Origin of the sequence: Aerosakkonema sp. BLCC-F183 (assembly GCF_041929145.1) — a bacterium.
Lineage (GTDB): Bacteria > Cyanobacteriota > Cyanobacteriia > Cyanobacteriales > Aerosakkonemataceae > Aerosakkonema.
This window is the reverse complement of sequence record NZ_JBHFNU010000087.1, coordinates 287,056-312,820: the sequence shown is the minus strand read 5'-3', so window position 1 is coordinate 312,820 and position 25,765 is coordinate 287,056. Positions and strand designations below refer to the sequence as shown.

Here is a 25,765-nt window from a genome sequence, read left to right as displayed (position 1 = left end):
AACGGCCAAACTTCCAAAAGTATTTTAAATGGTGAATCGATAAATTGAGATATCGCAAGCGATCGGCAAGTTTGGGTAGGCATTTAAGGAGAATTAATCGATGACAAGCACCGCTACAGTAACCGCAACGCAGAACAAATTTGAAAAATTCAAAGCAGAAAAAGATGGTCTCGCCATCAAAGCAGAATTAGAGCATTTTGCCCAAATCGGTTGGCAGGCGATGGACGAAATCGATCGCGATTATCGCCTCAAGTGGGTAGGCTTCTTCTATCGCGCCGTCACTCCCGGCAAGTTTATGCTGCGGTTGCGGATACCCAATGGCATCATCACCGCCAGTCAAATGCGAGTGCTTGCAGAAATCGTGCAGCGTTACACAAAAGCTTCGGGATTTCAAAAAGAAGGCAACGCCGATATTACTACCAGGCAAAACATCCAAATACGAGGAATTCAAATAGAGGACGTACCGTATATTTTCAATCGTTTGCTGTCAGCAGGTTTAACTAGCATTCAGTCCGGCATGGACAATGTTCGCAACATCACAGGTTCGCCAGTTGCAGGTATCGATGCGGATGAATTGATCGATACAGTAGGCATCACGCGCAACCTGCAAGATACGATCACCAACAACGGTGAAGGTAACCCGGAATTTAGCAATTTGCCCCGGAAATTTAACATTGCAGTTGCTGGATGTCGCGATAATTCAGTTCACGCTGAAATTAACGATATTGCCTTCATTCCCGCCTATAAAGATGGCGTTATCGGATTTAACGTTTTGGTTGGCGGGTTCTTTTCTGCTAAACGCTGCGATGCGGCAATTCCTCTGCACGCTTGGGTTCCACCGGAAGATGTTGTGCCTGTAAGTCGGGCTATTTTAGAAGTTTACCGCGATAGCGGATTGCGATCGAACCGACAAAAGTCGCGCCTGATGTGGTTGATTGATGAATTGGGTTTGGAGGGTTTTCGATCGCAAGTCGAAAAATATCTGGGTCGTCCCCTGCAATCGGAAGCAGAAAAAGATGAAATCGAATGGGAAAAGCGCGACCATATCGGCGTTTACCGTCAAAAACAACACGGTTTGAACTATGTCGGTTTGCACGTTCCCATCGGTCGGATGTACGCCAGCGATATGTTTGAACTGGCGAGATTGGCGGAAGTTTACGGAAGTGGCGAAATTCGTCTTACAGTCGAGCAAAATCTGATTATTCCCAATATTCCAGATACTCGTCTGCAAGCTTTCTTAGCAGAACCGCTGCTGCAAAAGTTTGCGATCGATCCCAAACCTTTGCAACGGGCGTTAGTTTCTTGCACAGGTGGAGAATTCTGCGGTTTCGCCTTAATTGAAACCAAAAATCGGGCGTTAGGAATAATTAAGGAATTGGATGCAGAATTATTTCTGGCCAAACCAGTTAGAATTCACTGGACTGGTTGCCCCAATTCCTGCGGTCAACCCCAAGTCGCCGATATCGGTTTGATGGGTACAAAGACGCGCAAAGATGGCAAAGCTGTCGAAGGCGTTGACCTCTTTATGGGTGGGAAGGTAGGTAAGGATGCCCAACTCGGTAGCTGTGTAAGAAAGGGGATTCCTTGTGAAGATTTGAAGCCGATATTGCAGGATTTGCTCATCGAAAACTTTGGGGCAAGACCAAAGACGGAGGAGGAAAAACAAGCAGATAGTTCGGCAAAAATTCAGATAGATGATTTATCTTTTGTACCATTACCAAGCTTAGATACAGCTTCTCTCAATGGCAAATCGCAACCATCTTCTGCTGAAGCGCAAACAGGTCAAATAGCAGATCGGGTTATTTCAGCGCCTCCCAGAAACCGGGTTTCTATTTCTCAAACGGCGGTAATTTCTTTCGTTAAATCCGGTAAGGAAATTAACTGCGATCGCAACCAATATATCTTAGATATTGCCGAACAAGAAGGGGTTGATATTCCTAGCAGTTGCCGATCGGGAACCTGTGGAACTTGCAAGCAGAAACTGCTAGAAGGTGAAGTGAAATATGAAGGAGAACCGGAAGCTCTCGATGTTAGCGATCGCGAAGGAGGGTACATTTTGACCTGCATATCTCACCCAGTCGGACGAGTTGCGATCGATGCTTAATAGATTTGGGATTTTGGATGAAAGACTAGGGACTAGGGATTAGGGGCTAGGGACTAGGGACTAGGGACTAGGGACTAAAGAAAATATTAATTCTTCCCCTAACCCCTAACCCCTAACCCCTAACCCCTTATTGTCTGAATTTCGGTATTTTGCAGTTAAAGGAAGGTTTTCATGCTCCTAGAAATGTGGTCTTTAAAAGGGCGATACAAAATATTGCACTTTACTTGGTTCGCCTTTTTTCTGACCTTTGTATGTTGGTTTAACTTCGCTCCCTTCGCTACAACAATAGGTAAGGATTTACATCTAGAAGAAGCTCAAATCAAGACCCTGCTAATCTGCAATCTCGCGTTGACAATTCCGGCGCGAATTATCATCGGGATGCTGCTAGATAAATTCGGCCCGCGCATCACCTATTCCTTTTTGTTGATGTTTGCAGTGGTGCCTTGTTTAGCTACAGCAATGTCCCAAAATTTTACGGAATTAGTCATCAGCCGTTTGCTGATGGGTATTGTCGGTGCGGGATTTGTAGTTGGCATTCGGATGGTGTCCGAATGGTTCCCGCCTAAAGAAATTGGTCTTGCAGAAGGTATTTACGGAGGTTGGGGTAATTTCGGAGCATTTGGTGCTGAATTTGCCCTACCGACAATCGCAATTTCTACCGCTTTTCTAGGTGGAGGAGCAACTAACTGGCGTTTGGCGATCGCACTTACAGGCATTATTGCCGCGCTTTACGGCTGGGTTTATTACAACAACGTTCAAGATACTCCCCCAGGCGCTACCTATAAAAAACCCAAAAAAGCTGGTGCGTTGGAAGTTACTAGCCCACGCAGCTACTACGCAATGTTGGTATCTAATTTTGGGTTGATTTTTGCTCTCGGTTTATTGGCTTGGCGGTTAGCTCAACCTAAAATTCACTTTCTCAATAGCGATGGGTTGTTAATTGTTTGGTTCCTCTTGGGATGGCTATTTATTTACCAAACTATTAAAGCTTGGCACGTAAACAAAGATGTAGTTGAAGGCAAGAAAACATTTTCGCCATCAGAACGTTATGAATTTCGTCAAGTGGCTCTCCTAGAACTCTGCTACATAGTCACGTTTGGCTCCGAATTAGCAGCTGTTTCTATGTTGCCAGCTTTCTTTGAAAAAACCTTTGCGCTCGAACACGTAACAGCAGCAATGATTGCCGCTACCTATCCATTTTTGAACTTAGTTTCTCGTCCCAGCGGCGGTTTGATTTCCGATAAATTGGGCAGCCGCAAATGGACGATGACAATTCTGGCAGGCGGGGTAGGATTTGGCTATTTGATGGCTCACTTTATCAACTCTAGCTGGTCGATACCGATGGCAATAGGGATAACGATGTTCTCTGCTTACTTTGCTCAAGCAGGTTGCGGTTCTACCTACGCGATCGTACCCCTAATTAAAAAAGAAGTTACCGGACAAATATCTGGGAATGTGGGAGCTTATGGCAACTTTGGCGGTGTAGTTTTTCTGACAGTTTTCAGCTTGACAGACGCTCCGACTCTGTTTACAACAATGGGTGTAGCGGCTTTAGTCTGCGCTTTCCTGTGTGCCTTCTTCTTGAAAGAACCGAAAGGTTCCTTTGCTGCACATTATGAAGGTGAACCAGAAGATGCAAAAGTGGAAAAACTAACACCAACAATTCCCAGGGGTTAGGGGTTAGGGGTTAGGAGTTAGGGGAAGAGGGAAAATATTAATTCTTCTGCTCCCCCGCTCCCCCGTGTGACTGATGACTAATGACTGAGGGGTAAATTTTATGACTGACTCAACAAAAACACTTTGTCCGTATTGTGGTGTTGGCTGTGGTTTGGAAGTATCGCCGCCAGCGCAACCTGGCAAGCCTGTAAATAGAGACAGTCAAGGATATCCGACATGGAAAGTACAGGGCGATCGCGCACATCCCTCCAGTCAAGGTATGGTTTGCGTTAAAGGTGCCACAATTGCGGAATCTTTAAATAAAGACCGACTGCTATATCCGATGATGCGCGAATCGCTCGATCGACCCTTTCAACGAGTCACCTGGGAAGAAGCTCTCAACGCGATCGTTAACCGCATCCAAACCGTTCGCTTCACTCAAGGGCCAGAAGCCATTTGTATGTATGGCTCAGGTCAATTTCAAACGGAAGATTATTACATCGCTCAAAAACTATTAAAAGGATGTCTCGGCACAAATAACTTTGATGCCAATTCGCGTTTGTGTATGTCTAGTGCGGTGGCAGGTTACATTCAAAGTTTTGGTGCTGATGGCCCGCCCTGTTGCTATGATGATTTGGATTTAACAGATTGTGCTTTTTTAATCGGCACCAACACCGCCGAATGTCACCCAATTATTTTTAACCGACTGCGGAAACACCACAAAAAAAACAACGGCAAAGTCAAAATGATTGTTGTCGATCCGCGTCGAACTACTACTGCCGAAGCAGCAGACTTGCATCTAGCAATTAAACCCGGCACCGACATCGATTTGTTAAATGGCATTGCCCATTTGTTGCTGCGTTGGGGTTACATTAACAGCGAATTTATTGACGAATGCACTAGCGGTTTTCCCGCCTATGCTGATGTGATTCGCCAATATCCACCAGAGTTTGTGGCGAGAAAGTGCGGCATCAAAGTCAATGAATTGGAAATGGCGGCGCGATACTGGGGCGAATCGAAACGAGTTCTTTCCATGTGGTCGATGGGAGTAAATCAATCTTCGGAAGGTACAGCCAAAGTCCGCACCATCATTAACTTGCACTTGATGACAGGTCAGATTGGCAACCCAGGTGCGGGGCCATTTTCTCTCACCGGTCAGCCAAATGCGATGGGAGGACGGGAAGCAGGCGGTCTGGCCCACCTGCTGCCTGGGTACCGAGTTGTCAAAAATGCCCAACACCGCATTGAAGTAGAGCAGTTTTGGGGTTTGCCGACAGGAAGGATCTCTGCTGCACCCGGTCTTTCCGTGTGGGAGATGATTACTGGCTTAGAAGCCGGTCAAGTCGGATTTTTGTGGGTGGCGGCTACCAATCCAGCTGTGAGTATGCCAGATTTGGAACGCACGAAAAAAGCTTTGTGGCGATCGCCTTTCACTGTCTACCAAGACGCCTATTATCCCACAGAAACAGCTAACTACGCTCACGTTCTCCTCCCAGCTGCCCAGTGGAGTGAAAAAACTGGGGTGATGACTAATTCGGAACGGCGCATCACTCTTTGTTCGGCATTTCGCGAAGCCCCAGGCGAAGCAAGGGCAGATTGGGAAATTTTTGCGGAAGTAGGACGCCGTTTGGGTTTTGCAGAACAGTTCAAGTTTGCCAACTCTGCCGAAGTTTATGCGGAATTTGTGCAGCTGACGAGAAGGCGTCCCTGCGATATGACCGGTGTCAGTCACGAAAGGTTAGCCACCGAAGGCCCACAACAGTGGCCCTGTCCCGATCGCTCATCGTCTGCTGAATCTCAATCTAAAAGGCTTTACACGGATTTTCGCTTCCATACTCCCGACGGACGCGCCCGTTTTGGGGCGTATCACTCGCGGGGATTGGCAGAACCTCCCGATCCGGACTATCCCTTTGTCCTTACTATTGGGCGTCTGTACGGTCACTGGCACACTCAAACCCGCACGGGTAGGATTGAAAAAATTCGCCAAATGCACCCAAATCCTTTTATCGAAATACATCCCCGCGATGCTGGGAAGTTGGGTATTCAGGAGGATACTTGGGTAGAAGTCCGCAGTCGTCGCGGTATGGCGCGATTCCCTGCTAAAGTGACAGAGGCGATCGCTCCCGGAACAGTGTTTGTACCTATGCACTGGGGCGCACTCTGGGCAGAAAATGCAGAAGCAAACGTCCTCACCCATCCAGAAGCTTGCCCCGACTCCCTAGAACCCGAACTAAAAGCCTGCGCTGTAAAATTAGTGCCGATTACAGCCGATATCAAAACAGCCGACACTTTCCTGCAATACCCAAAATCTAGTATGCTTTCAGCATCGCCTTCTGTATGAAGTAGTCCTAAAAATGGGGTTTTTGAGGAACGTATCTAAAAGAATCAGCGGTCACGACAAGGATGAGGAGTTTCTTGGCTTTATCGAACACATAGAAACCCTTGTCTCCAAAGTCCTTTCTTTGGCAATGGTTGTTGTGATCCTGATCGCAGTTTTTGACCTAATGGTCATTCTCGGTAAAGAATTATTTTTCGATCATTCAATAGGTAGGTTTAACGAATTTTTAGTTAATATATTTGGTGTATTTTTAAGCATATTAATTGCTCTGGAAATATTAGAAAATATCACAGCATACCTGCGAAAACACGTTGTTCAAGCCGAATTAGTTGTCGTAACTTCTCTGATAGCGGTGGCTCGTAAAATCATTATTCTCGATTTTAAAAAAACTGACGGAGTAGAGTTGATTGGTTTGGGAATTTCCATTCTTGCTCTATCCATTAGTTATTGGATTATTCGCACTGTTAATAATAGAGTGCCTAATGATAGAAAGGCTAAACATAGCGACAAAAAAATAGGCCATGACGAATAACTGTTGACACTCTGGCCCATAGGGGAAAGTCAAAAGTCAAAAGTCAAAAGTTAATAGGAACAGGCAGAGAGAAGAGGAAAAAAGGAAAAAGGGGGAAAATATTAATTTTTCCATTCTCCCGCTCCCCCACTCCCCCGCAACGATCGCCCAGATAGTACACTGAGCATAGGTGGCAAAAAAATTTTGTAGCTTATGTAACAAAACGATAGATATGCAATCACCCATTGCTACCCTGCATTCAATGGCTGGGGATTTTAACGGCTATGAGTTCCAAAACTAGCAACAACAGTCGCCCTACCGATTTGGGAAAGGCGCGATCGCTTGCAGAATCCCTGCAAGAATACTTCCGAGGCGTTGTCGGCGGTATTATGTTCAGCTTGCCGCTAATTTATACGATGGAAGTTTGGTGGGCTGGTTTTACCGAACATCCCCTGCGGATTTTTCTTTACTTCCTGGCCACTTTCACCTTGTTACTGGGTTACAATCGCTACGCTGGATTGCGCCGTTCTGCCAGTCGTTTAGAGGTGGTAATCGATTCTGTAGAAGAATTAGGACTGGGAATATTGGTTGCAGCTGCCTTCCTCTGGTTGTTGGGGCGCATCACATTCGATATGACTGCCGATGAAATTGTCGGTAAAATCGTCGTGGAAGCGATGACGGTTGCGATCGGCGTTTCCGTGGGTACAGCTCAGCTTGGTGGGGCAGATCCAGAAAACAGGGATACGGGGATGAAAGGCGACGAACAGCAATCTGGCTTGCCCAGTCCCGGTCGAGACGAAGTTGATTTTTGGGGCCAAGTAATCATTTCTTTATGCGGGGCGGTTTTATTTGCTGCCAACGTAGCGCCGACAGAAGAAATTATCACGATCGCCACGCAAATCTCATCAGAAAGATTGATAGGATTAGCGTTAGTTTCTATGCTTCTCGGTACGCTTATCCTTTTTTATAGCAACTTCATCGGTGCGAAAGAGTTTACTCGCAGCGAGAGTCTATTTACTACCGTTTCCGGCACCGTTATTACCTATGCTGTTGCACTAATTGCTTCAGCGTCCCTGCTCTGGTTTTTTGGGCGTTTTGATGGAGTTACACCGATTACTTGGGTGGCGCAAACAGTTGTGTTAGCACTACCAGCAACCTTGGGAGCTTCTGCGGGAAGGCTGTTACTGCAATGAAAATAAGAGAAAAAAATTGGCTGGAATGGGTTGTTTTTGGGATGGCTTTGCTCATGGTTGTCAGTACGCTGGGCTACCTGATTTACGATGCGGCAACTCTGAGTAAAATGCCGCCCGCGATTCAAGTTCAGCTTGGAGAACCGCAGCCAATTATGGAACACTTCATCGTTCCCGTTTCGGTTACAAATCAGGGCGATCGCACAGCCGAAGGCGTTCAAATTGAAGTTACCTTAGATCTTGCACCTGGCATAGAAACCGGGTTTCTTGCAAATAGCTAAACTTGAAAACCTATATTTTTCGTGAAGAAACCCGGTTTCTCAGGTCTTGTTGAGAATGGTGCAAGATCTGAGTTACCCTAGAAAGCACTAGCAAAGAAAAAGAAACTGCCCAATTTGAAATTGCATTTTTGCCTCGTCGGGCTAAGAGGGAAGGTTGGGTAACTTTTGAAACTGACCCCCGCACCGCCAAAGTAAAAGCACGCGCATTGGGATATGAAAAACCGTAATATTTATGAGATTGAATCAACAACCATATTACGAAACTAAACTTGGTGCTGCGTATCTGGGAGACAGCTTAGAGTTGCTGCAACAAGTTCCCGATGAAAGTATCGACTTAATTTGCACATCGCCACCTTTTGCTTTAGTCCGAAAGAAAGAGTATGGCAATGTGGATGCAGAAGAATATATTGAATGGTTTGAGCCATTTGCCAAACAATTTTACCGGGTGCTTCAGCCGAAAGGGTCGCTGGCGATCGACATTGGCGGTAGCTGGGTGAAAGGTTATCCAGTGCGATCTCTATATCATTTCGAGTTAGTTATTAAACTTTGCAAACCTCCCGAAAAAGGCGGTCTTGGCTTTCATTTAGCACAGGAACTTTACTGGTATAATCCAGCCAAACTCCCATCACCTGCCGAATGGGTAACTATCAGAAGAGAAAGAGTTAAAGATGCCGTCAATACAATCTGGTGGCTAGCTAAAGACCCTCACCCAAAAGCGAATAACAGAAGAGTTTTAAAGCCTTATAGCCAATCCATGCAGAACCTTCTCAAAAATGGTTACACTGCCAAGCTAAGACCATCCGGACATAACATTTCTAACAAGTTTAGTAATGATAGAGGTGGGGCAATTCCACCTAATATTATAGATGCCAGAGAAGCAGAAGAAACCACAGAAATAGGAGAGCCTATAGTACAACCTGTGAACGTTATTTCAGCCTCAAACACATCATCAAAGGATTACTATCAAAAAAGATGTAAAGAACAAGGATTGAAACCACATCCGGCCAGATTTCCGCAAGCATTACCGGAATTTATCATCAATTTGTGTACAGAACCGGGTGATTTAGTGTTAGATCCTTTTGCAGGTTCAAATATGACGGGTCGGGTAGCAGAAACTATGCAGAGACGATGGTTATCTTTTGAAATTGATCGAAGCTATATTGAGGCTTCCCAAATCAGATTTGAGCCAAACGCTCCTCTTCTTGTCGCACCACCTGTCGATAATTTTAATCAAGCGCACTTTTTGGAATAACTCTAACGATTCCCAGAGATGAAATAGCCGTGATGGGCGGTAATCGGTTTATATAGTTCCTTTCGTAAATTTGCTCTAAAATTTGATAGCCTGTAAATACGAACATCATCACCGTATTTTTACTGAGATTTAAATTCGCTAATTTTACACGAACAAATACAGAAAGATTCGGTTGGCAACAATTGCCTACTCTGACGATGCTGTTATGTTAACATAGCTTTTTTGGAGTTGGGGCTTTTATTAATAATCAGTAATAATGCAATTTCAATCAGCTGCTTTTGCTTTTAGTGCAGGACTTTATTCTCATTTATTTTGTTTCCTGGTAGGCAAGTGCCATCTGGGAATGCAATGCTTGCAAATTCTGCCTCATAGGGATCGCTCGCCAGAGCTTCCAGATCCTATATCCAAATCTCCTGGTATGATCGGGAGCGAAAGAGACCGAAAATATAACGATAACATCGGCTATCTTTAATTTAAAAGTAGGCAATCCTTCTTAATGTAAGTATTTCCACACATTCGCCAAAATTCATGAACTTAGATAATTTACCTAAAAAGCGATCCGGAGGAAATAAATCGACACCTGAATCAAATATATAAAAGCAGCTCTAAAACAAATTTTAGAGTGACTGACTGGAGTATAAATTTTAGAGGAAATTCAAATGCCTTTCACTGCAAGTGTTATTTCCGCTGCTAACTGGGGAGCCGTACCCCCGAAAGAGTTACCGGCAGAAACCATACCTAAACTCATAATAATTCACCATACGGATAGCCCGAATCCTCCTAATGCTTTATCTAAAGGAACATTGGAGGGAGGCAAACAGCTAGCCAGAAATATCCAACGCGCTCACATGGATACGAATGGCTGGAACGATTCCGGACACAACTTTTTGAATACGATCGGCGGATTTGTACTAGAGGGAAGACAGGGTACTTTAGCAGCAATTCCCAAAGGACATTGCGTTCGTTCTGCTCACGCTGGAAATAAGGCGGCAAACGAGTCACCGGGAATTGAAAATGAAGGTAACTTCATGACTCACCGGATGGGAACAGCTCAGTGGAACAGTCTGGTAGAATTATGTGCTGCTCTTTGCTCAGCTTACAATATCGATCCGGACAATATTAAAGGACATCGAGACTTTAAAGCGACTGACTGCCCTGGCGACTGGTTATACAGTCAATTGCCCCGTTTGCGAAGAGTTGTTCGGCAAACTTTAGCTCCCCCCAGCATCCCTTTAAAGAAAGGCTCGAAGGGTTCAAAAGTCAAAGATTTGCAGAAATATCTCAAAGCTTGGGGCTTTAATCCTGGCTCTATTGACGGCGTTTTTGGTACTAACACGCAAACTTCTGTAATCGGGTTTCAAAAATCTAAAGGTTTGACTGCGGATGGAGTTGTGGAGGCAAAAACTTGGAAAGCACTGATTACTTCAGCGCCACCACAACCGCTATCATCGGAAATTATCAGTATGGTCGATGTTTGCAAGTATTATCAAAGTTTGCCAGCGCAAGATCGTGCTTTGGAATGGCTGCAAGGGCAAATTCCCAAACCAATCATGGATGAGTTTGCCAGAAAATGGCGCGATCGAACTTCGCCGCAACCAGCACAACCTTTAACTATGATTAATGTTTGCAAATATTATGATGGGTTGTCCTATCAAAACGAAGCTTTGGAGTGGCTGGAAGGGCAAATTTCTAAAGCGGTTTTGGAACAGTTTGCCCAAAAATGGCGGAGTTAGTGATCAGGGGCTAGGGATGAGGGGTTAGGGACTAGGGAAGAAGAGGGAAAGGCAGAGGGAGAGGGAAGAGGGAAAATTTTGACTTTTTTTAACCCCTACCCCCTAGCGCCTAGCGCCTAGTTTGATGGAGAGGGATTTCGATCGCAAACTCAGTACCTTTACCAAGCTGGCTAAAACAGTGCAATTCACCGCCGTGTCTTTCAACTACAATCTGGTAACTTATAGACAAACCAAGACCGGTACCTTTACCGACTGGTTTGGTTGTAAAAAAGGGATCGAACAAGCGCTGACGAACCTCTTCTGGCATACCTGGGCCATTGTCAGCAATGCGGATCGCAATGCGGTTGTTGTCTAAAACTTCAGTGCGAATGCGAATTGTCGGTGTTGGGTGAGAATTTTCCTGACTATCTGCAACCGAATGCCTACTACTCTCTTGCAAAGCATCGATCGCATTGCTGAGAATATTCATAAACACCTGATTAATTTGTCCGGGGTAGCATACCACATTAGGCAGGTTGCCATATTCTTGGACGATCGAGATGCCGGAATAATTGGCATTCGGTTTTAAACGATTTTGCAAAATCATGATTGTACTGTCAATGCCTTCGTGAATATTCACTGCTTTCACCTCGGCTTCGTCCGTGCGGGAAAAGTAGCGCAGGCTGCGTACTATCTCGCGAATTCGGACTGAGCCCACCTGCATTGACTCCAATAGTTTCGGTAAATCCTGCTTGATGAATTCTAGGTCAATTTCTTCGGCTTTTTCTTCAATTTCAGCGCTTGGTTGCCGACAGTGCTGCTCGTAGAGATCTATGATATCTAGCAAGTCTTGAATGTAATTTCTGGCCGGCTCAATATTACCGTAAATAAAGTTGACTGGATTATTAATTTCGTGAGCTACACCGGCGACTAATTGCCCCAAACTAGACATTTTCTCGCTCTGAATGAGTTGGAATTGCGTTTTTTGCAACTCATTGAGGGTTTGTTCGAGTTCGCAGGCTTTTTGGCAAAGTAATTCTTCTCTTTGCCGCAAGGCAGCTTCAGCTTGCAGCCGCTCGACAAGTTCTGTTTGTAGCTTTTGATATAATTCGGATTGCTGAATGGAAATCGCTATTTGCACGCTCAATTGTGCTAGCAAAGTAACTTCTGTTTCCTGCCATTCCCTTGGGCCACTACAATGATGAGCGATCAGCAATCCCCACAAGTTTTCTCCTTGCAAAATGGGAACTACCAGGTTAGCTTGCACCTCAAACCGAGCTAGCAAATCGATATGACACTGGGCAATATCGCTGGTATGGATATCTGCGATCGCCCGAATGCGACCTTGTTGGTATTGCCGAACGTACTTTTCTTTAAAGCACGGATCTTCGATCGGAATTCCCAGAATTGGTTCGCAATTTTCGCCCACAGATTCCACCACCACTACACCACTCCAGTCTGACTCAAAGCGGTAAAGTACCACTCTGTCTGTTTGCAGAAATTGCCGCACTTCTTGCACTGTGGTATTGAGGACTTCTTCGAGATTTAAAGACTTGCGAATGCGCTGAGCGATCGCTCCTAGCAGCAGTTCCCGATCCGCTTGCTGCCGCAAAGCTTCTTCAAGTTTTACGTGATAGGTGATATCCATTGCCATACCGATGCAGCCTAAGATTTCACCACTTTGGTTTTTTAGGGGTGTAGCTCGACTTTCATATATCAAGTTTCCAATTTCAGAAACCCAGGCAGTTTCACCGCCTGCAATAACGTGGTTAATTCTGCTGAGAATATCGGGTTCTTGAAGGTATAGGTTGAGGATCGATCGCCCAATTAATTCCCCAGGTTTTAGATTCAAAGGCTCTAATCCTTTTCCTTCTAAAAGAGCGATCGAACCGTCTTTATCGGTCGCAAATAAAATTATCGGTAAATTTCTCACAACAGGCCGCAGCAGTGCTTCGCTTTCGTGTAAAATTGCTTGTGCCTGCTGCCGTTCTAAAGTTTCCCTGTGCAGTTTGTCAATGACTTGTCTCAATTGAGCTCTGTCCACAGCGATTCGGCGTTCGAGCGATTCGTTTACTTGTTGCAGCGCCACTTCTGCTTGCTTGCGATCGCTGATGTCCCGCACTACGCAAACTATTCCCATACCTGCTTCGATCTCGCTCAAGGATAATTCTTGCCGATACTTGCTGCCATCTTGTCGCAAACCAACCGCTTCACCTCGCCATCGCCCACTTTTTTTCAGCGCAGGCAGAATATACTGCTCAAATATTCTTAGTTCTGCTCGATCGTAAAGAATTTTCCAACTTTTCCCGATCAGATCTTCTGTAGTGTCATATCCATTCATTTGAGCGTAAGCTTCATTTATGTAGATAAATTCCCCTGTAGAATCGAAAATAGCCATTCCATCTGCTGAAGCATTCATTGCCGCAGATTGCGCTTGCATTCTCTTTTTATCTTTTTGTTGCTCAGTTACATCTACTTGCACGCAAATAAAGTGAGTGATGCGATCGCTCACATCTCGCACTGGCGAAATAGTCAATTCATTCCAAAAAGCACCGCCGTCTTTGCGATAGTTCTTCAATACTACCCGGCATTCCCGCTTGGCTTGCAGCGCCTGTTGGATTTGCGCCAACCCAGATAGGTCAGTGTCCCTGCCTTGTAAAAAAAGGCAGCTTTGCCCCAAAATTTCGCCCAGCGAATAACCTGTAAGTTGCACAAAAGCTGCATTGCAGTAAATAATAGGAAAATCCGGTAAAAGCGCATCGGCAATTACGATGCTTGTGCTGGTGGCAGCGATCGCCCGTTCGTATAACTGCAATGTCATCTCGACTGTCTGGCTACTCAATAACCTTTGAGATGTTTTGCGCGTAGCTAGTTTTGTGTTTTTCATCTAGTCATTGCCTAATTTTTTATTAATAGGTTTAAAGATGTCCTCTAATCTAAAGAAAAGTTTTATATTTCGGCTCTACCGATAGACAGAATTACTTCCATATAGATAAAATAAATAAGCGGTAATCTCTCCAAAGCAACGGCTATTTTAAATAATTAATAAACAATACTTATAGGCGCAAACAAAGCATCTGCGCTCACAGGAAAAATCGGCCAAAAAAGTTATGTTGAAAAACCTCTGCTCGCAAGCCTCAATTTTTGGCAAGAAACCCAGCTTCTCAAGTCTTGATAAAATTAAAAATTTTGTCAATTCAGATAACAACACTGACTTGGCTATTATTTAAATAGCCAAGTGAAATAAAGAAGGCAATAAAATATGGCTGCCAAAAAGATTTTGATGCTTGTCGGCGACTACGTAGAGGATTATGAAGTGATGGTGCCGTTCCAGGCGCTACAAATGGTCGGACATACCGTTCATGCCGTGTGTCCCGACAAAAAAGCTGGACAAAAGGTACGAACATCCGTGCATGATTTTGAGGGCGACCAAACTTATAGCGAGAAACCAGGTCACAACTTTACTTTAAATGCCAGCTTCGATGAAGTGGCAGCAGAAAACTACGATGCTTTGGTTGTTCCTGGGGGACGTGCGCCGGAATATATCCGCTTAAATGAAAAAGTACTGGAAATAACTCGCCACTTTGCCCAAGCGAATAAGCCGATCGCCGCCATCTGTCACGGATTGCAGCTTTTGGCAGCAGCTGGAGTTTTGCAAGGCAAGAGTTGCACTGCTTACCCAGCTTGCGGCCCAGATGTTACTCTTGCTGGTGGACTGTACGTTAATATTCCCGTTGATGAAGCGATGGTTGACGGCAATTTGGTAACGGCACCGGCTTGGCCCGCCCATCCCCGTTGGTTAGCGGAATTCCTCAAAGTTTTGGGAACCAAGATTGAGCATAAAGATATGGTAGTGGTTTAGGCTCGAAAAGAAACCCGGTTTCTTCAAGAAACCGGGTTTCTGGGTTGAGGTCAGCCTGTTACTCTACTCTGGGACAGGGGGCGGGGGGTACGAGAAAACCGCCAGCTTCGACAATAAAGTCATCGTAGTCCCTGTCTCTTCCCGGTTTGGGTAGTCCGGTATCGTCCCAGCTGACGCGGACACCTGTGCGATCGCCCACCTTCCCATCGGATAGACCACCTTCAGACTGGGCGGAATCTGCATCTGTGCTGCCCAGTTGCTCGAATCTGGTCGAGTACAATGTGGTGACAAGCGTGTTGTTGGGTCGAAAAACCTTCAGGTAGAAAGCGTAAGGGGTATTTGCCTGAAACGTAAACCGCCTGATGGGATCTGGTACCGAGTTACCGGGCGTTCCCAAAAAGTCCCTTGGCGTGCCGGTGTCATCTGTGCGTCTTGAGGGATTGTTCAGATCCGAGGTATCGCTGAAGTCATCAAAAGGTTTGACTTCAGCGATCAGGTCTGTCATTTGGCGAGTTCTTAAATTGATGACGCCAAAAGTAGACTTGTAGTAGCCGTGGGATTCTCTGAATTCAAATTCGATCAGGGTATCTTCGTTAAATTGGACACCTTGCGATGGGATGCTCTGAGCTTTCACCGGCATTGAGAAAATGCCGATCAGTCCGGCGGCGATCGCTCCCATCAGCAACTGTACCCCAGCGGCGCGATCGCTTTTACCCTTTTTTTGCATCATAGTTTTCTTACTCCTCCTCACTCACCTTGAAACCTAGAAGCTGCAAGCTTAAGCAGAGATCTACCAAATTTTCCGAGATGGACTCGCCTGTCCTACTCCCTCCAATCGACCCTGCAAGTTATCTCGTTCATTTCGCAACGCATTGAGCCGCTGACACGCAGCCGGGTATTCGCCTGCAACATTTTGGGGGGTTCGCAAATACTGTCGGGGGCCACCGGGATTTGGCGGTGCGGCTTCTACTGCTGCCAAACAACCGTTATAGGCTTGTTCGGCTTCATCGTTGAACCTTCTGACTCGATCGACTAAATCGGGATCTAAGCGAACGCCGCGACGACCGAATTGGGGTGAGGTGTTGTTCCAGTAATTCGTTCCGGTGATGTCCGGAACGTGATCTGCCTTAGCAGGAGTAGCTGTTAGAGACCCGGCAATCAGAGACAGACCGACGACCCAAACAAAAGATTTAATTGTCCGCATAATCAAAGCACCTCCTACTTAAAAGTGAAATGAAATTCCAGAGCCTACCACAAATCGCGGGTCATCACCTCTACCGGCGAGGTCGCGCACGGCGGGAGTAATTACCCAAGGTATGCCTTTAAAAGGTGCGATCGAAAAGCCCATTGCTAGGTCTGTTCCTGTCCATTCCGTGATAAAGCTGATCGGTCGGATAAGCCGGAAGGCTACGTTACCAAAAAAGTTGGGGTCGTTATCGCCAGCATCGATCGCGCCGTTCGATCGAAACTGTCCGTCGCCTACTCCCACCGTAACTGCAAGGCGACTGAAAGGATCGCGAACAGATTCTCGCGTCCGAAAGATTTTCGTAATTACGCCGTAGCGAGAATGTTCAAAGTCATTGCTACCGATATTGATCAAGCCGTTATAGCCAGCTGCTACCGATAGACTTTGACTCAACCGACGATGCACTTTTAAGTTAAAGCCACCTTCGCCAAAATCATCTTCATCGTTGAAATTTTCAAAGGCATAGGATATTTCCACCCCGACCAATCGATCGGCATCGCCTAAACCGATACCAACACCAACATTGCCGTTATTATCATCGTTATCGGATCTCGTGGTGTTTTGATAAGTGCCGCCGAGAAAGAAGGTGTTTCGATCCGCACCAAAGCCAACGGGAATGTAGATACTCAAGCCTGGGGAAGATTCAAATTCATCTTCTACTTCCGGTACCGAGAGCGGCGCAATTCGTCGCGGTCGAGGGCAGTTCCTCGACCCTTGAGCCACTTGGGTTGTAGAGTTTTCGGCTGTAGAGTTCTGTGTTGTTTGCGAACTGCAATAATTGGTTTGATTTTGGCTTTGCCGATCGCTCAGCAGTTGGTTGACATCCACATTTATGGATGACTGGGAAACGAAGTTATTGGCTCGAAGGGCTTGAGCGCCTGGATTTTCTGTCACAAGCAATTCCATTGGTTCGGACTGCTTAGCGCTTGCGGCAGATGACTGAGCGATGATGTTATTTGTAGGTTGTGCGATCGAACTTAATTCTGCTTCGAGTTGCTTTGTCACCTCTATCTGAGAGTTGCTCCCGTTTTCAATTTGGGCAACTAGCTGCGCCAGAGATGGCGCTGTGACAGTTTCCGGTGCGGCATAAGCACCAGATGGAGGAGCGTGCGTACTCTGACTGGGATTGGCTTCTGCACTCAAAGCCCCAGCTGCCAGAGCAGCTAACGTACATACAGCAAGAGTGGATAAACGCATATAAGTAGTCTCACAAAACTCACACCAACAGCAATCCCGGTAATGCCACCCTATATTCCCAAGGTTTAGCGCCTTGAGAATGTCAAGGTCAGCTACCCCGATCCTTTGTGTATTATTGAGCGATATGCCCAATTGCTGCCAAGCTATCTCGCTCTATTGCTAACTATCTTAGTATCTCTTGCGACAGCTCGTAAAGCAACTGTCAATAGAAAAAATTAAGGGAATCCGGAATCAACGGACGATTCCAACAGAGATTTAGTTCCTTTCGGATATAAAGTTGCGGTGTCGTATATTTACAAGTAAATTAGGGCGTCGGGCGATCGAGAAAGTCAGTAGCCCCAAAAAATGTTAATAACCCTTATGCTAATTTCCCAACCTCACTATAAATTCAGCCTCTGGGGTGATGTAGTAAATCAGTTGTTTATGAGTAATTCCCATCAAAAACAACTTTTCAAAAGTTGTACATCTGGAGGTTGAGCATTTACTTTTTAGTTGATCAACCCACAGGTCGATAAACTAAAAATGAGCGATTGTTACTCTGTTTTATAGGTTGAGAAGGTTAAATAATGCACCGGATGGGAATTATATCGCTGTAGCCCATTGTCGCGCCGACAAAGTGCGAAGGGTGCCAAAAAATGTTAATAAAGCAGACGATGTGGAGTTTTTGGCGCTGACTCCACAACGGTTAAACAGTTGGGATAAAGTAGGGTGGGCATTGCCCACCCTACAAAACTACGGAAATTCAACGGCTGGCAGCTTCTGAAATATCATCCTGTAACCTGCTTTTAGTATCTTGAAACTCCTTAGCAACTTGGTTCAATTCTGCTTCGCTCATGTACTCGCTGACTTGCGGCAATACTTCGCTTTCTTCTTCCTCTACATGATGCAGAACTGCTTGTTTTAATTGTCTAATCTTTTTCTTGAATTCAGGAGAAGAGGGACTGAGCGATTTAATTTCCTCCAGCAATATCTTAGCTTCATCGTGTTCTTCTTCTGCTTCTTCAACCAAGTCTTCAATTTCCTGATGGTCGCGCATTGCCGGATACAAGGTTAACTCTTCCGCTTGGGCGTGTACGTTTAACTCTGCGTAAAGTTCGTTGAAGTATTCGTAGAGTTTATCGGGGTCTTCCGTTTTCTCAATTTTTGAGAAAAGTTTTTCGACTTGGCGATGATCTGCTTTGATTAATTCAACAGCGTCCATTTTGATTGCCTACTGAAAAAGTAAGTGTAACTCTTTTGAGCATCGCATATAAAAATTAGTCAATTCATCCGTCCATCGACTGAGCGTAAACGCTAGTTTCTACTAAATATTTGTGGCTGTTTCGCGTTGATGGGAAAAATGTTCGTTACTGTTAGAATTGAGTGGGATGGTGGGTGACGGCACGGAAACTAAATTATTGGGTTAAAATACTGAAATTATCGCCCGTGCTTAACCCACCCTACCATTAAATAAGTTTTGACGATCGCCACAATAACGGAAGAGCCATTTTATCATATTAAAAAATCTAGGAGGTTACGTTTTAAGCCCTCCTAGACAGACTACCACAACCATTGCCAAAACTAACAATCTTTGGTTTATTAAATCCAGGAAGCTGACTTTTTAGCATTCCTAGATTTAATAGAGTTTCAACAGACTACTACTTCATGGAAGCAGCCATTTTATCTTGAATCTTGCTCTTGGCTGTTTTGAACTCAGTAGCCATTTGTTCCTGTTGCTGTTCGCTGAAATTGTCGTTGATTTTCCGGAACATTTCGCTCTCTTCTTGCTGGACGTGGTGCATCACAGCATTCATCAGCTGTTTAACTTCGTCTTTAAAGTTCGATGAAGAGGGGCTGATAGACTTAATTCGTTCCAGCAGCTGCTTCATTTCAGCTTGTTCTTTATACAGATCGTCTGTCTTTTCGTAGTAAGAACGTACTGCTGGGTAAACAATTTGCTCTTCAGCTTCCGAGTGAGCGCTCAAATCCTTGTAGATTTGGCCGAAATATTCTTGGAGCTTTTGAGGATCGTCGGTGGATTGAACTTGAGCGAACAGAGTATTCACCTTGGTGTGATCCATTCTGATTAGCTCTTGAATATTCATATCGCTCTTGGTGCGAGTGACAACGCTACCCGCAACGCCTGTGAACGCAGCGATCGCATCTTGAACGCGAGCCCAAATGCCTTGATCCGGATCTTTACCGGTCAGTTCGCGAGTACCCAGAATTTCCAGAATACCTTTGAGTTGCTCTTGATGAGCGCGGTTCTCAAAGTTGATCGTGTTCAAAGGAGTGATAGCAGCTTCCACATCAGCACCAACAACTTGGGCGGCTTTGTGAACCAGCAAACCTTTCATCACTTGACCGTGCTTGAGCAGTTCGTGATGGGCGAACTTTTCATACAAAGTTAACTCAGAACCTTGCATCAATTTCTGAGTCTTGTCGATCATTTCCTGGGTGGTTTCTTTCGGCTCTCCCTTGACACCGTACTGAACAATTACAGTGTCCAAAACGCCGAGGTTTTTCTGGTCATCATTGAGCATATCTCGCAGGCGATCGCAAATTTCTTGATCCCCACATTGGTTTAGCAGCAATTGCTCGTTACTAATCAGCAAGTTTTGCAGCGCTTTTATGTCTGCTAATTTAACTGCAATAGCTGTACGCTTGGTGTCGTCAAGAGTCGATACCATCGTTTGTTCTCCTCTTTTTATCGTGTGATTGTTCGATCGGAATCTTATACGAGAATCACACAATATTGAATGTAAGCCATCTCTCTTTTGACTGACATTATCATTCAACTACCATAAGTCTTAATCCATATAAACATTTAGTGATAATTTAGTTCAAATCGCACTATTTAAGCAAGTTCGTAAAGTGCTATATTTCAGCCAGAGAGTACCTTTAGTTTAAGTCTCTACTTATAGATAGATAAACATCATGTATTTTCTCCATCGCCAGACAGATACACTATCGATCCCTATAGACTAAATTGACTCAATGAAAGGGAAAAAGGAGATAAAGGAGTGAGGCCATAACAGTCTGAACTGGGGTGGTGTTGATGCAATTCGTCCGAAATAAAATTACCCAGTCCGAACAAGTTAATTAAGCCGAGATAAAGAAAATCTCCTGAGAAATTATCTACATTAGCAACATTAAAAAACGAGAGAAACCGACATGACACAAACTCCAAATCTCCCCCCGTTAATTGAAAGCGATGAGACGGATTATCGCGATAGCGGGGTAACAAGTACAGTAGCGATCGCAGGTCATCCCCTACACCCACTTATCGTTACCTTACCAATAGCTTTTCTAGTGGGAGTAGCGGCAACTGACTTAGTATATTGGTGGACAAAGGATCTCTTCTGGGCGCGGGGTTCTTTTTGGCTAATCGTCGCTGGTTTAGGTATTGGCATCCTAGCAGCAATCACAGGCTTAATGGATTTCCTAAAAATTGAGCGAGTCCGCAAGCGCAGCGCAGGTTGGGCGCATATGCTACTCAACGTTGCAGCTATTGTCCTGACAACTGTCAACCTCATTCTGCGTTGGGGTAACTACGCAGGCGCAATTTTACCTACAGGACTGATTATTTCCATATTCGTAGCTACCCTTCTCGGTTTTTCCGGTTGGTACGGTGCGGAATTAGTCTATCGCCATAAAGTTGCTGTAATTGGCTACGGCGACGCACGCAGATAATTACTGTTTTCCCGATAAAATCTCCGCTCCCCATCTACAGCAGAAGAGAAAAAAATTCGTAGGTTGGGTTGAGGTACGAAACCCAACTTTTGCTGTGAAACCGCTCTAGCAGCAGAGGAGAAAAAAATTCGTAGGTTGGGTTGAGGTACGAAAACCCAACGCTTTAGTTGGGTTTCGCTTCACTCAACCCAACCTACAAAAAAAAGACTTTTGACTATGCCCCTAGCTATACCTGTCTGAGCGATAATTGAGATCGGACAGGTTTTCGTTTTTAGCTAAATGCTTCAAAAAGCAACTCTTCGCCAGCTAACAATCCTCTCACTCATCATCGTCACGCCGCTGGGCTTTTTATCTAAATACTACAAAGGCCCAGGCGATTGGTGGTTCAATGACTATGGCGGCGGCGTTCTTTATGAAATCTTCTGGTGTTTATTCGTATTTTTACTCATCCCAAACCGCCAAGGGGTGGTTAAAATACCAATATGGGTATTCATAGTTACTTGTATACTCGAAATTCTACAACTTTGGCATCCGCCGTTTTTACAAGCCATCCGCGCCCAGCTTTGGGGGAAATGGCTGCTGGGAACAACCTTTGTCTGGTGGGATTTTCCCCATTATGCGATCGGCTGCTCGATCGGTTGGTTATGGTTGCGACAACTTTGGAGATTGCACGTAGCAAAAAAGATACTAAATGAAGAAACAAATTAAAGTAAAACCTAATTCAAAACAGCAAAAAATTGAAGAAGCGGCAGATGGAAGTTTATCGGTACATTTGAAATCGCCGCCCGTAGATGGCAAAGCTAATGAAGAATTGATTAAACTCCTGGCAGAAAAGTTTGATGTACCCAAATCCAAAATCACCATCAAGTCAGGTTTATCCTCAAAAACCAAGCTAGTCGAAATAGATACAGAACAGTAGGGTGGGCACTGCCCACCATCTCAAGTTAATTAATAATTACACACCACTCCACTATGATGAAATCTTTTAAATTATTTATATCTTTAATAACTTTAACCATTCTATCTACTGGGATTGATTCACAACAAGCTAAGAGCCAAGTCAACTACAGTAATAGTAACGCAACAGTAACACAGTTGTTGCAATCTAAATATTGCCCAAGTTGCAATTTACAAAATGCTAACCTGAGAGGTGCTAGCTTAACAGGTGCAAACCTGGAAGATGCTAATCTCAGTAACGTCGATTTGAGCAATGCTAATTTGAGCGGGGAATTAGTTCAGTTTAGGTGTGGAAATGGCCCCGAATTAGTACCCTCAAATTTAAGAGGTGCTAACCTCAGCGGTGCGAATTTGGAGAATGCTAACCTCAAAAATGCCAACTTGGAAAACGCGGATTTAAGAGGCGCTAATTTAACGGGTGCTAACTTGGAAGGGGCTAATCTGAAAGGTGCCAGTCTGGAAGGCGCGATGGGAATTGAAGAAAGAGAATATCCGATCGAACGAGTAAATGCACCTTTAGAAAAAATAGGTAATAAAGGTAATAAATGTGGCAATAAGTAGAGAAATTTGTTAAAATAAATAGACAAACTTTCCCTAAAGATATGTGCGGAAGATTTAGCTTTACTCAGCCAGATGAGATAGTAGCCCAGCTATTCCACCTATCCTCTGTTCCGAACTTATCGCCACGATATAACATTGCACCAACGCAATCAGTACCGACACTTCTGGTAAATTCTGAGGATAAAGAAACGGAATTGAAAATGTTGCGTTGGGGTTTAATTCCATCCTGGGCTAAAGATATTAAAATGGGTGCTAAGCTGATTAATGCGCGGGCAGAAACTGTGGCCGAGAAGCCAGCTTTTCGTTCTGCTTTTAAGCATCGGCGCTGTCTGGTTTTGGCAGATGGGTTTTACGAATGGCAAGAACAAGACGGAAAAAAGCAACCCTTTTATTTCCGCTTGGAAGATGGCAAACCTTTTGCGTTCGCTGGATTGTGGGAACGCTGGGAAAAAGGGGAAGGTGATGCGATCGCATCTTGTACGATCCTGACGACAGAGGCAAATGACCTCATGCGTCCGATACACGATCGAATGCCTGTCATCCTCGACCCCAAAGACTACGAAACATGGCTAGATCCGGAAGTGCAAAAACGCGAAACACTAGAATCGCTTTTGCAACCTTATCAGTCAGAGGATATGACCGTATATCCGGTTAGCACAAAAGTGAATAACGCCAGAACTGATAGTCCCGATTGTATCAAGCAGGCGTGAGGCGATGACCGCAGTGAGTGCAAAAGCGATCGCTTTCACTCACCGCATTACCGCATTGCGAACAAAAACGCCGAGTTGAGAATTTTTCTTCCCCTATAGAACCCATCCGCAACTGCATATTTCCCATTCGCATTTCCATATTGGGTGACATTCGCATTTCCATGTCACCCATTCGCATTGGTTCCATAGGTTTCATCGGTTCCATTGGCTTCATCGGTTGCATCGGCGGCATCGACGACTGAGGACTTTTTTCTACTTCCTGAAGCGGTACAACCTCCGCATTTTTGAGAGAGGGAATTTCATTGATAGTACTGATACCATTCACTTGCAAACGCACAAAACGGGAACCTTCCGTCGCCTCAATTTGCAGAATAAAACCGGCGGGGTTGCGGAATAAAACTGGCGGCTTCGTCCAAGTACCCGTTGAAAAGCTAGTGCTTTGGCTTTGCTGCTGTCCCGGACTACTGCTAATGAGGGTAATAGCTGTTTGCGTACCGTGATTTTCGATGTAAACTTGTTGACCGCTACTCAAGTTAGCTAAGTAAACTACCATGATTTTGAAGAGAAATATTAATTAATTATCATTGTATAACTTTTTTGCTAGCTCTGGTATTAATTTTTTGGCATTGTAAGTAGTTGGGCTTCAGCCCTGAATTTGTACGTAGTTGGGCTTCAGCCCTATAGCGCTAAAGCGCAACTACGTACCTAAGCATAACTATCAATTTTAACTAAGTAAAAATATATAGGCAGTATAATAGGATAAAAACAGAGGTTTAGTTATGCCACAGCAATTACTAAAACGACTATTCACCGTCAAAGAATATCATCTAATGGTTGATGCTGGTATTCTCAAAGAAGACGATCGCGTGGAACTTATCAAAGGAGAAATTATTCAGATGTCACCGATTGGAAGATTTCATGCTGCTTGTGTCAAGCGATTAATTAGACTTTTTTCTCAATCGCTAGGTGAACTGGCTATAGTTGGTGCCCAAGATCCAGTAGAATTAGACGACCTCTCCGAACCTCAGCCTGACATAACATTGCTGCAACCGAGAGCAGATTTTTACGAATCCGGGCATCCGCATCCGCAGGATATACTATTAATTATAGAAGTGGCAGATACCACAGTTGAATCCGATCGCGAAGTAAAAATACCCCTTTACGCAGCTAGCGGTATTGTCGAAGTTTGGCTAGTCAATATTCCGGCAGAATGTATCGAAGTTTATCGACAACCTTCAGCGAATGGTTATCAAAGCGTGCAGATATTTCAGCGCGGACAATCTATTTTTATAGAAGCTTTTTCCGATGTTAATTTTACAGTTGATGAAATCCTGGGATAACGGGTTTGAAACTTGGCAAACAGAAGGTGAATATATCCCTGAAGCTAGGGCGTTTCAAATTTATTGAATGTTATTGTAAAGCTCTTTGTGTTTGATGGAGGAGCAACTTGCGAGCGGGCAGTACAGCTAACACGAGACTAAAGTTTCTCTTGAGACTGAGGCTGAGTATTACCTTCTTTCCAAGATAAAAATTTCTTCAATATGTCTGTGTAGCTAACAATTCCTTGTAACACAAAATCTCCACTGTTATTTTTTTGGCAGACCACAATTGCTGTTGGTCGCTCTGGATAAGTTATCGTCAAAAACTTATCAATGATATCTCCAACGGTGTCAGTGTCTTTAACTGTATTGTCTTCTCCAACTGTAATTTTAATCTCATCTAACGAAAGCTCTTCAAAGCAATTCACCAGTAACGGGTGTTGATAGCGGGCGATGATCAAATCATCAACAATTCCCGTAACACTTCTGGAATTATCTGCTTTCATTATCGGAATATGGGTGAATGGAGCCCCATCAAGTTGCATAGCTGCGTCTGTCATCGTTCTGTCACCCGCTAGTGTTGTAAGTTCTTCCGCTGCCTTAAATATCTCCTTAAGTTTCTTATTACGAAAGGGAGTGCATCCTTGCTCCTCTTGAATCTTTCTGAGTATGTTGGTGTATGAGAGCATACCCACTAGCAATTTGTTATCGTCAAATACAGGTAAAGTTCGGTATCGGCGGTTTATGTTGTTTGTTTTATCTACCTGACTTTCACTCAGTTTTTTAATCGCATCCCTCAAAATACTGTGGGTAGAATATAACTTCTCTGTTTCCCCTATGAAAAACTTTTCAAACACGTTTGAAATCGGTTGAAAGGCTATATTTTTAATAAAGTCATTAACATCTTTCTGTTCTTTTTCATTCAAACGATCGAGAGGGAGTTTCTCTATTGGGGGTGTCATCATTGCAGCATAATCGACACGGCTAATTAAAGCTTTTAGCTCTCCGGGATTAGACTCCATAATCGGAACGTGCCTGATGGGAAACTGCTTGAAAGTTGCATGAAGCATTGATACTCGGCTATTTGGTTTCCGCCACTTCATTTTCTCGGCATTGCTACGTTCTCCTAATTCTGTAAATATCTCGACTATGGGAGAATTGAGTTGCAGAAATTGATTATTAGCTGGCATGATAAGT

25 protein-coding genes and 1 pseudogene are annotated in these 25,765 nt (G+C 44.5%); 18 read left to right on the top strand and 8 right to left on the bottom strand.

Annotated elements, in window-relative coordinates; all coding sequences use genetic code 11:
• Nucleotides 1-100: 100 nt before the first annotated feature.
• The 10 genes and pseudogenes from ACE1CD_RS26345 to ACE1CD_RS26300 form a co-directional block, all read left to right on the top strand.
• Nucleotides 101-1,648, top strand: a pseudogene (locus tag ACE1CD_RS26345) (ferredoxin--nitrite reductase); the annotation flags it as partial.
• A complete protein-coding gene (locus tag ACE1CD_RS26340; protein WP_374793450.1) occupies nucleotides 1,622-2,104 on the top strand; it encodes a 2Fe-2S iron-sulfur cluster-binding protein in 483 nt (160 codons plus the stop codon). The pseudogene ACE1CD_RS26345 and the gene ACE1CD_RS26340, both read left to right, overlap by 27 nt.
• A gap of 171 nt (nucleotides 2,105-2,275) precedes the next feature.
• The gene (locus ACE1CD_RS26335; RefSeq protein ID WP_374793051.1) at nucleotides 2,276-3,781 is read left to right on the top strand and encodes a NarK family nitrate/nitrite MFS transporter; all 1,506 of its coding nucleotides are present in this window, start codon (nucleotides 2,276-2,278) and stop codon (nucleotides 3,779-3,781) included.
• A 100-nt stretch (nucleotides 3,782-3,881) separates the two neighbouring features.
• Entirely contained in the window at nucleotides 3,882-6,101 is a 2,220-nt protein-coding gene (locus tag ACE1CD_RS26330) for a molybdopterin oxidoreductase family protein (RefSeq protein WP_374826737.1), read from the top strand.
• 13 nt (nucleotides 6,102-6,114) lie between these two features.
• Entirely contained in the window at nucleotides 6,115-6,630 is a 516-nt protein-coding gene (locus ACE1CD_RS26325) for a phosphate-starvation-inducible PsiE family protein (protein WP_374793047.1), read from the top strand.
• A 263-nt stretch (nucleotides 6,631-6,893) separates the two neighbouring features.
• Nucleotides 6,894-7,802, top strand: a complete 909-nt coding sequence (locus ACE1CD_RS26320) for a TIGR02587 family membrane protein (RefSeq protein ID WP_374793045.1) — start codon at nucleotides 6,894-6,896, stop codon at nucleotides 7,800-7,802.
• Entirely contained in the window at nucleotides 7,799-8,080 is a 282-nt protein-coding gene (locus ACE1CD_RS26315; RefSeq protein ID WP_374826736.1) for a hypothetical protein, read from the top strand. The genes ACE1CD_RS26320 and ACE1CD_RS26315 overlap by 4 nt, the downstream gene beginning before the upstream one ends.
• A gap of 232 nt (nucleotides 8,081-8,312) precedes the next feature.
• Nucleotides 8,313-9,332 (top strand): DNA-methyltransferase, encoded by a 1,020-nt coding sequence (locus tag ACE1CD_RS26310; RefSeq protein WP_374793042.1) that lies wholly within the window; start codon nucleotides 8,313-8,315, stop codon nucleotides 9,330-9,332.
• 256 nt (nucleotides 9,333-9,588) lie between these two features.
• Nucleotides 9,589-9,804, top strand: a complete 216-nt coding sequence (locus tag ACE1CD_RS26305; protein WP_374793040.1) for a hypothetical protein — start codon at nucleotides 9,589-9,591, stop codon at nucleotides 9,802-9,804.
• A gap of 187 nt (nucleotides 9,805-9,991) precedes the next feature.
• Entirely contained in the window at nucleotides 9,992-11,065 is a 1,074-nt protein-coding gene (locus tag ACE1CD_RS26300; RefSeq protein WP_374826735.1) for an N-acetylmuramoyl-L-alanine amidase, read from the top strand.
• Between the two features lie 109 nt (nucleotides 11,066-11,174).
• Here the strand turns inward: ACE1CD_RS26300 and ACE1CD_RS26295 are convergent, their stop codons facing one another.
• The gene (locus ACE1CD_RS26295) at nucleotides 11,175-13,931 is read right to left on the bottom strand and encodes a PAS domain S-box protein (protein ID WP_374826734.1); all 2,757 of its coding nucleotides are present in this window, start codon (nucleotides 13,929-13,931) and stop codon (nucleotides 11,175-11,177) included.
• Between the two features lie 375 nt (nucleotides 13,932-14,306).
• Here ACE1CD_RS26295 and ACE1CD_RS26290 point away from each other — a divergent pair, with 375 nt between their 5' ends.
• Entirely contained in the window at nucleotides 14,307-14,906 is a 600-nt protein-coding gene (locus tag ACE1CD_RS26290) for a DJ-1/PfpI family protein (RefSeq protein ID WP_374793033.1), read from the top strand.
• Nucleotides 14,907-14,964: 58 nt separating this feature from the next.
• On the opposite strand, the gene ACE1CD_RS26285 is transcribed toward ACE1CD_RS26290, so the two are convergent.
• The 3 genes from ACE1CD_RS26285 to ACE1CD_RS26275 are packed head-to-tail and all read right to left on the bottom strand — an operon-like array spanning nucleotide 14,965 to nucleotide 17,349.
• Nucleotides 14,965-15,636 (bottom strand): hypothetical protein, encoded by a 672-nt coding sequence (locus tag ACE1CD_RS26285; RefSeq protein WP_374793031.1) that lies wholly within the window; start codon nucleotides 15,634-15,636, stop codon nucleotides 14,965-14,967.
• A gap of 60 nt (nucleotides 15,637-15,696) precedes the next feature.
• Entirely contained in the window at nucleotides 15,697-16,110 is a 414-nt protein-coding gene (locus tag ACE1CD_RS26280) for a hypothetical protein (protein ID WP_374793029.1), read from the bottom strand.
• 18 nt (nucleotides 16,111-16,128) lie between these two features.
• Nucleotides 16,129-17,349, bottom strand: a complete 1,221-nt coding sequence (locus ACE1CD_RS26275; protein WP_374826733.1) for a hypothetical protein — start codon at nucleotides 17,347-17,349, stop codon at nucleotides 16,129-16,131.
• 550 nt (nucleotides 17,350-17,899) lie between these two features.
• Between ACE1CD_RS26275 and ACE1CD_RS26270 the strand changes: the two genes are divergently transcribed.
• Complete coding sequence (locus ACE1CD_RS26270) at nucleotides 17,900-18,112, top strand: hypothetical protein (RefSeq protein WP_374793026.1); 213 nt, start codon at nucleotides 17,900-17,902, stop codon at nucleotides 18,110-18,112.
• On the opposite strand, the gene ACE1CD_RS26265 is transcribed toward ACE1CD_RS26270, so the two are convergent.
• Both ACE1CD_RS26265 and ACE1CD_RS26260 read right to left on the bottom strand, forming a co-directional pair.
• Nucleotides 18,092-18,550: a hemerythrin domain-containing protein gene (locus tag ACE1CD_RS26265; RefSeq protein ID WP_374793024.1), complete on the bottom strand. Its 459-nt coding sequence runs from the start codon at nucleotides 18,548-18,550 to the stop codon at nucleotides 18,092-18,094. The two genes, ACE1CD_RS26270 and ACE1CD_RS26265, sit on opposite strands and share 21 nt — an antisense overlap.
• 436 nt (nucleotides 18,551-18,986) lie before the next feature.
• A complete protein-coding gene (locus ACE1CD_RS26260; protein ID WP_374793022.1) occupies nucleotides 18,987-20,018 on the bottom strand; it encodes a hemerythrin domain-containing protein in 1,032 nt (343 codons plus the stop codon).
• 484 nt (nucleotides 20,019-20,502) lie between these two features.
• Between ACE1CD_RS26260 and ACE1CD_RS26255 the strand changes: the two genes are divergently transcribed.
• From ACE1CD_RS26255 to ACE1CD_RS26235, 5 genes are all read left to right on the top strand, one after another.
• Nucleotides 20,503-21,021, top strand: coding sequence for a DUF2231 domain-containing protein (locus ACE1CD_RS26255; RefSeq protein ID WP_374793020.1), 519 nt, complete (start codon nucleotides 20,503-20,505; stop codon nucleotides 21,019-21,021).
• A gap of 279 nt (nucleotides 21,022-21,300) precedes the next feature.
• Nucleotides 21,301-21,729 carry a DUF2809 domain-containing protein gene (locus tag ACE1CD_RS26250; protein WP_374826732.1) on the top strand — a complete coding sequence of 143 codons (429 nt, stop codon included), beginning with the start codon at nucleotides 21,301-21,303 and terminating at the stop codon, nucleotides 21,727-21,729.
• A complete protein-coding gene (locus ACE1CD_RS26245; protein ID WP_374793016.1) occupies nucleotides 21,713-21,940 on the top strand; it encodes a DUF167 domain-containing protein in 228 nt (75 codons plus the stop codon). The genes ACE1CD_RS26250 and ACE1CD_RS26245 overlap by 17 nt, the downstream gene beginning before the upstream one ends.
• Nucleotides 21,941-21,993: 53 nt before the next feature.
• On the top strand, nucleotides 21,994-22,539 hold the full coding sequence (locus ACE1CD_RS26240) for a pentapeptide repeat-containing protein (RefSeq protein ID WP_374826731.1): 546 nt from the start codon (nucleotides 21,994-21,996) through the stop codon (nucleotides 22,537-22,539).
• A gap of 41 nt (nucleotides 22,540-22,580) precedes the next feature.
• The gene (locus tag ACE1CD_RS26235; protein WP_374826730.1) at nucleotides 22,581-23,249 is read left to right on the top strand and encodes an SOS response-associated peptidase; all 669 of its coding nucleotides are present in this window, start codon (nucleotides 22,581-22,583) and stop codon (nucleotides 23,247-23,249) included.
• Here the strand turns inward: ACE1CD_RS26235 and ACE1CD_RS26230 are convergent.
• Nucleotides 23,236-23,802: a zinc ribbon domain-containing protein gene (locus tag ACE1CD_RS26230; RefSeq protein WP_374826729.1), complete on the bottom strand. Its 567-nt coding sequence runs from the start codon at nucleotides 23,800-23,802 to the stop codon at nucleotides 23,236-23,238. The genes ACE1CD_RS26235 and ACE1CD_RS26230 overlap by 14 nt on opposite strands.
• A 226-nt stretch (nucleotides 23,803-24,028) precedes the next feature.
• Here ACE1CD_RS26230 and ACE1CD_RS26225 point away from each other — a divergent pair, with 226 nt between their 5' ends.
• Nucleotides 24,029-24,589 carry a Uma2 family endonuclease gene (locus ACE1CD_RS26225; RefSeq protein ID WP_374793009.1) on the top strand — a complete coding sequence of 187 codons (561 nt, stop codon included), beginning with the start codon at nucleotides 24,029-24,031 and terminating at the stop codon, nucleotides 24,587-24,589.
• A gap of 137 nt (nucleotides 24,590-24,726) precedes the next feature.
• Here ACE1CD_RS26225 and ACE1CD_RS26220 read toward each other — a convergent pair whose 3' ends face one another.
• Complete coding sequence (locus ACE1CD_RS26220; RefSeq protein WP_374793007.1) at nucleotides 24,727-25,758, bottom strand: CBS domain-containing protein; 1,032 nt, start codon at nucleotides 25,756-25,758, stop codon at nucleotides 24,727-24,729.
• Nucleotides 25,759-25,765 lie beyond the last annotated feature (7 nt).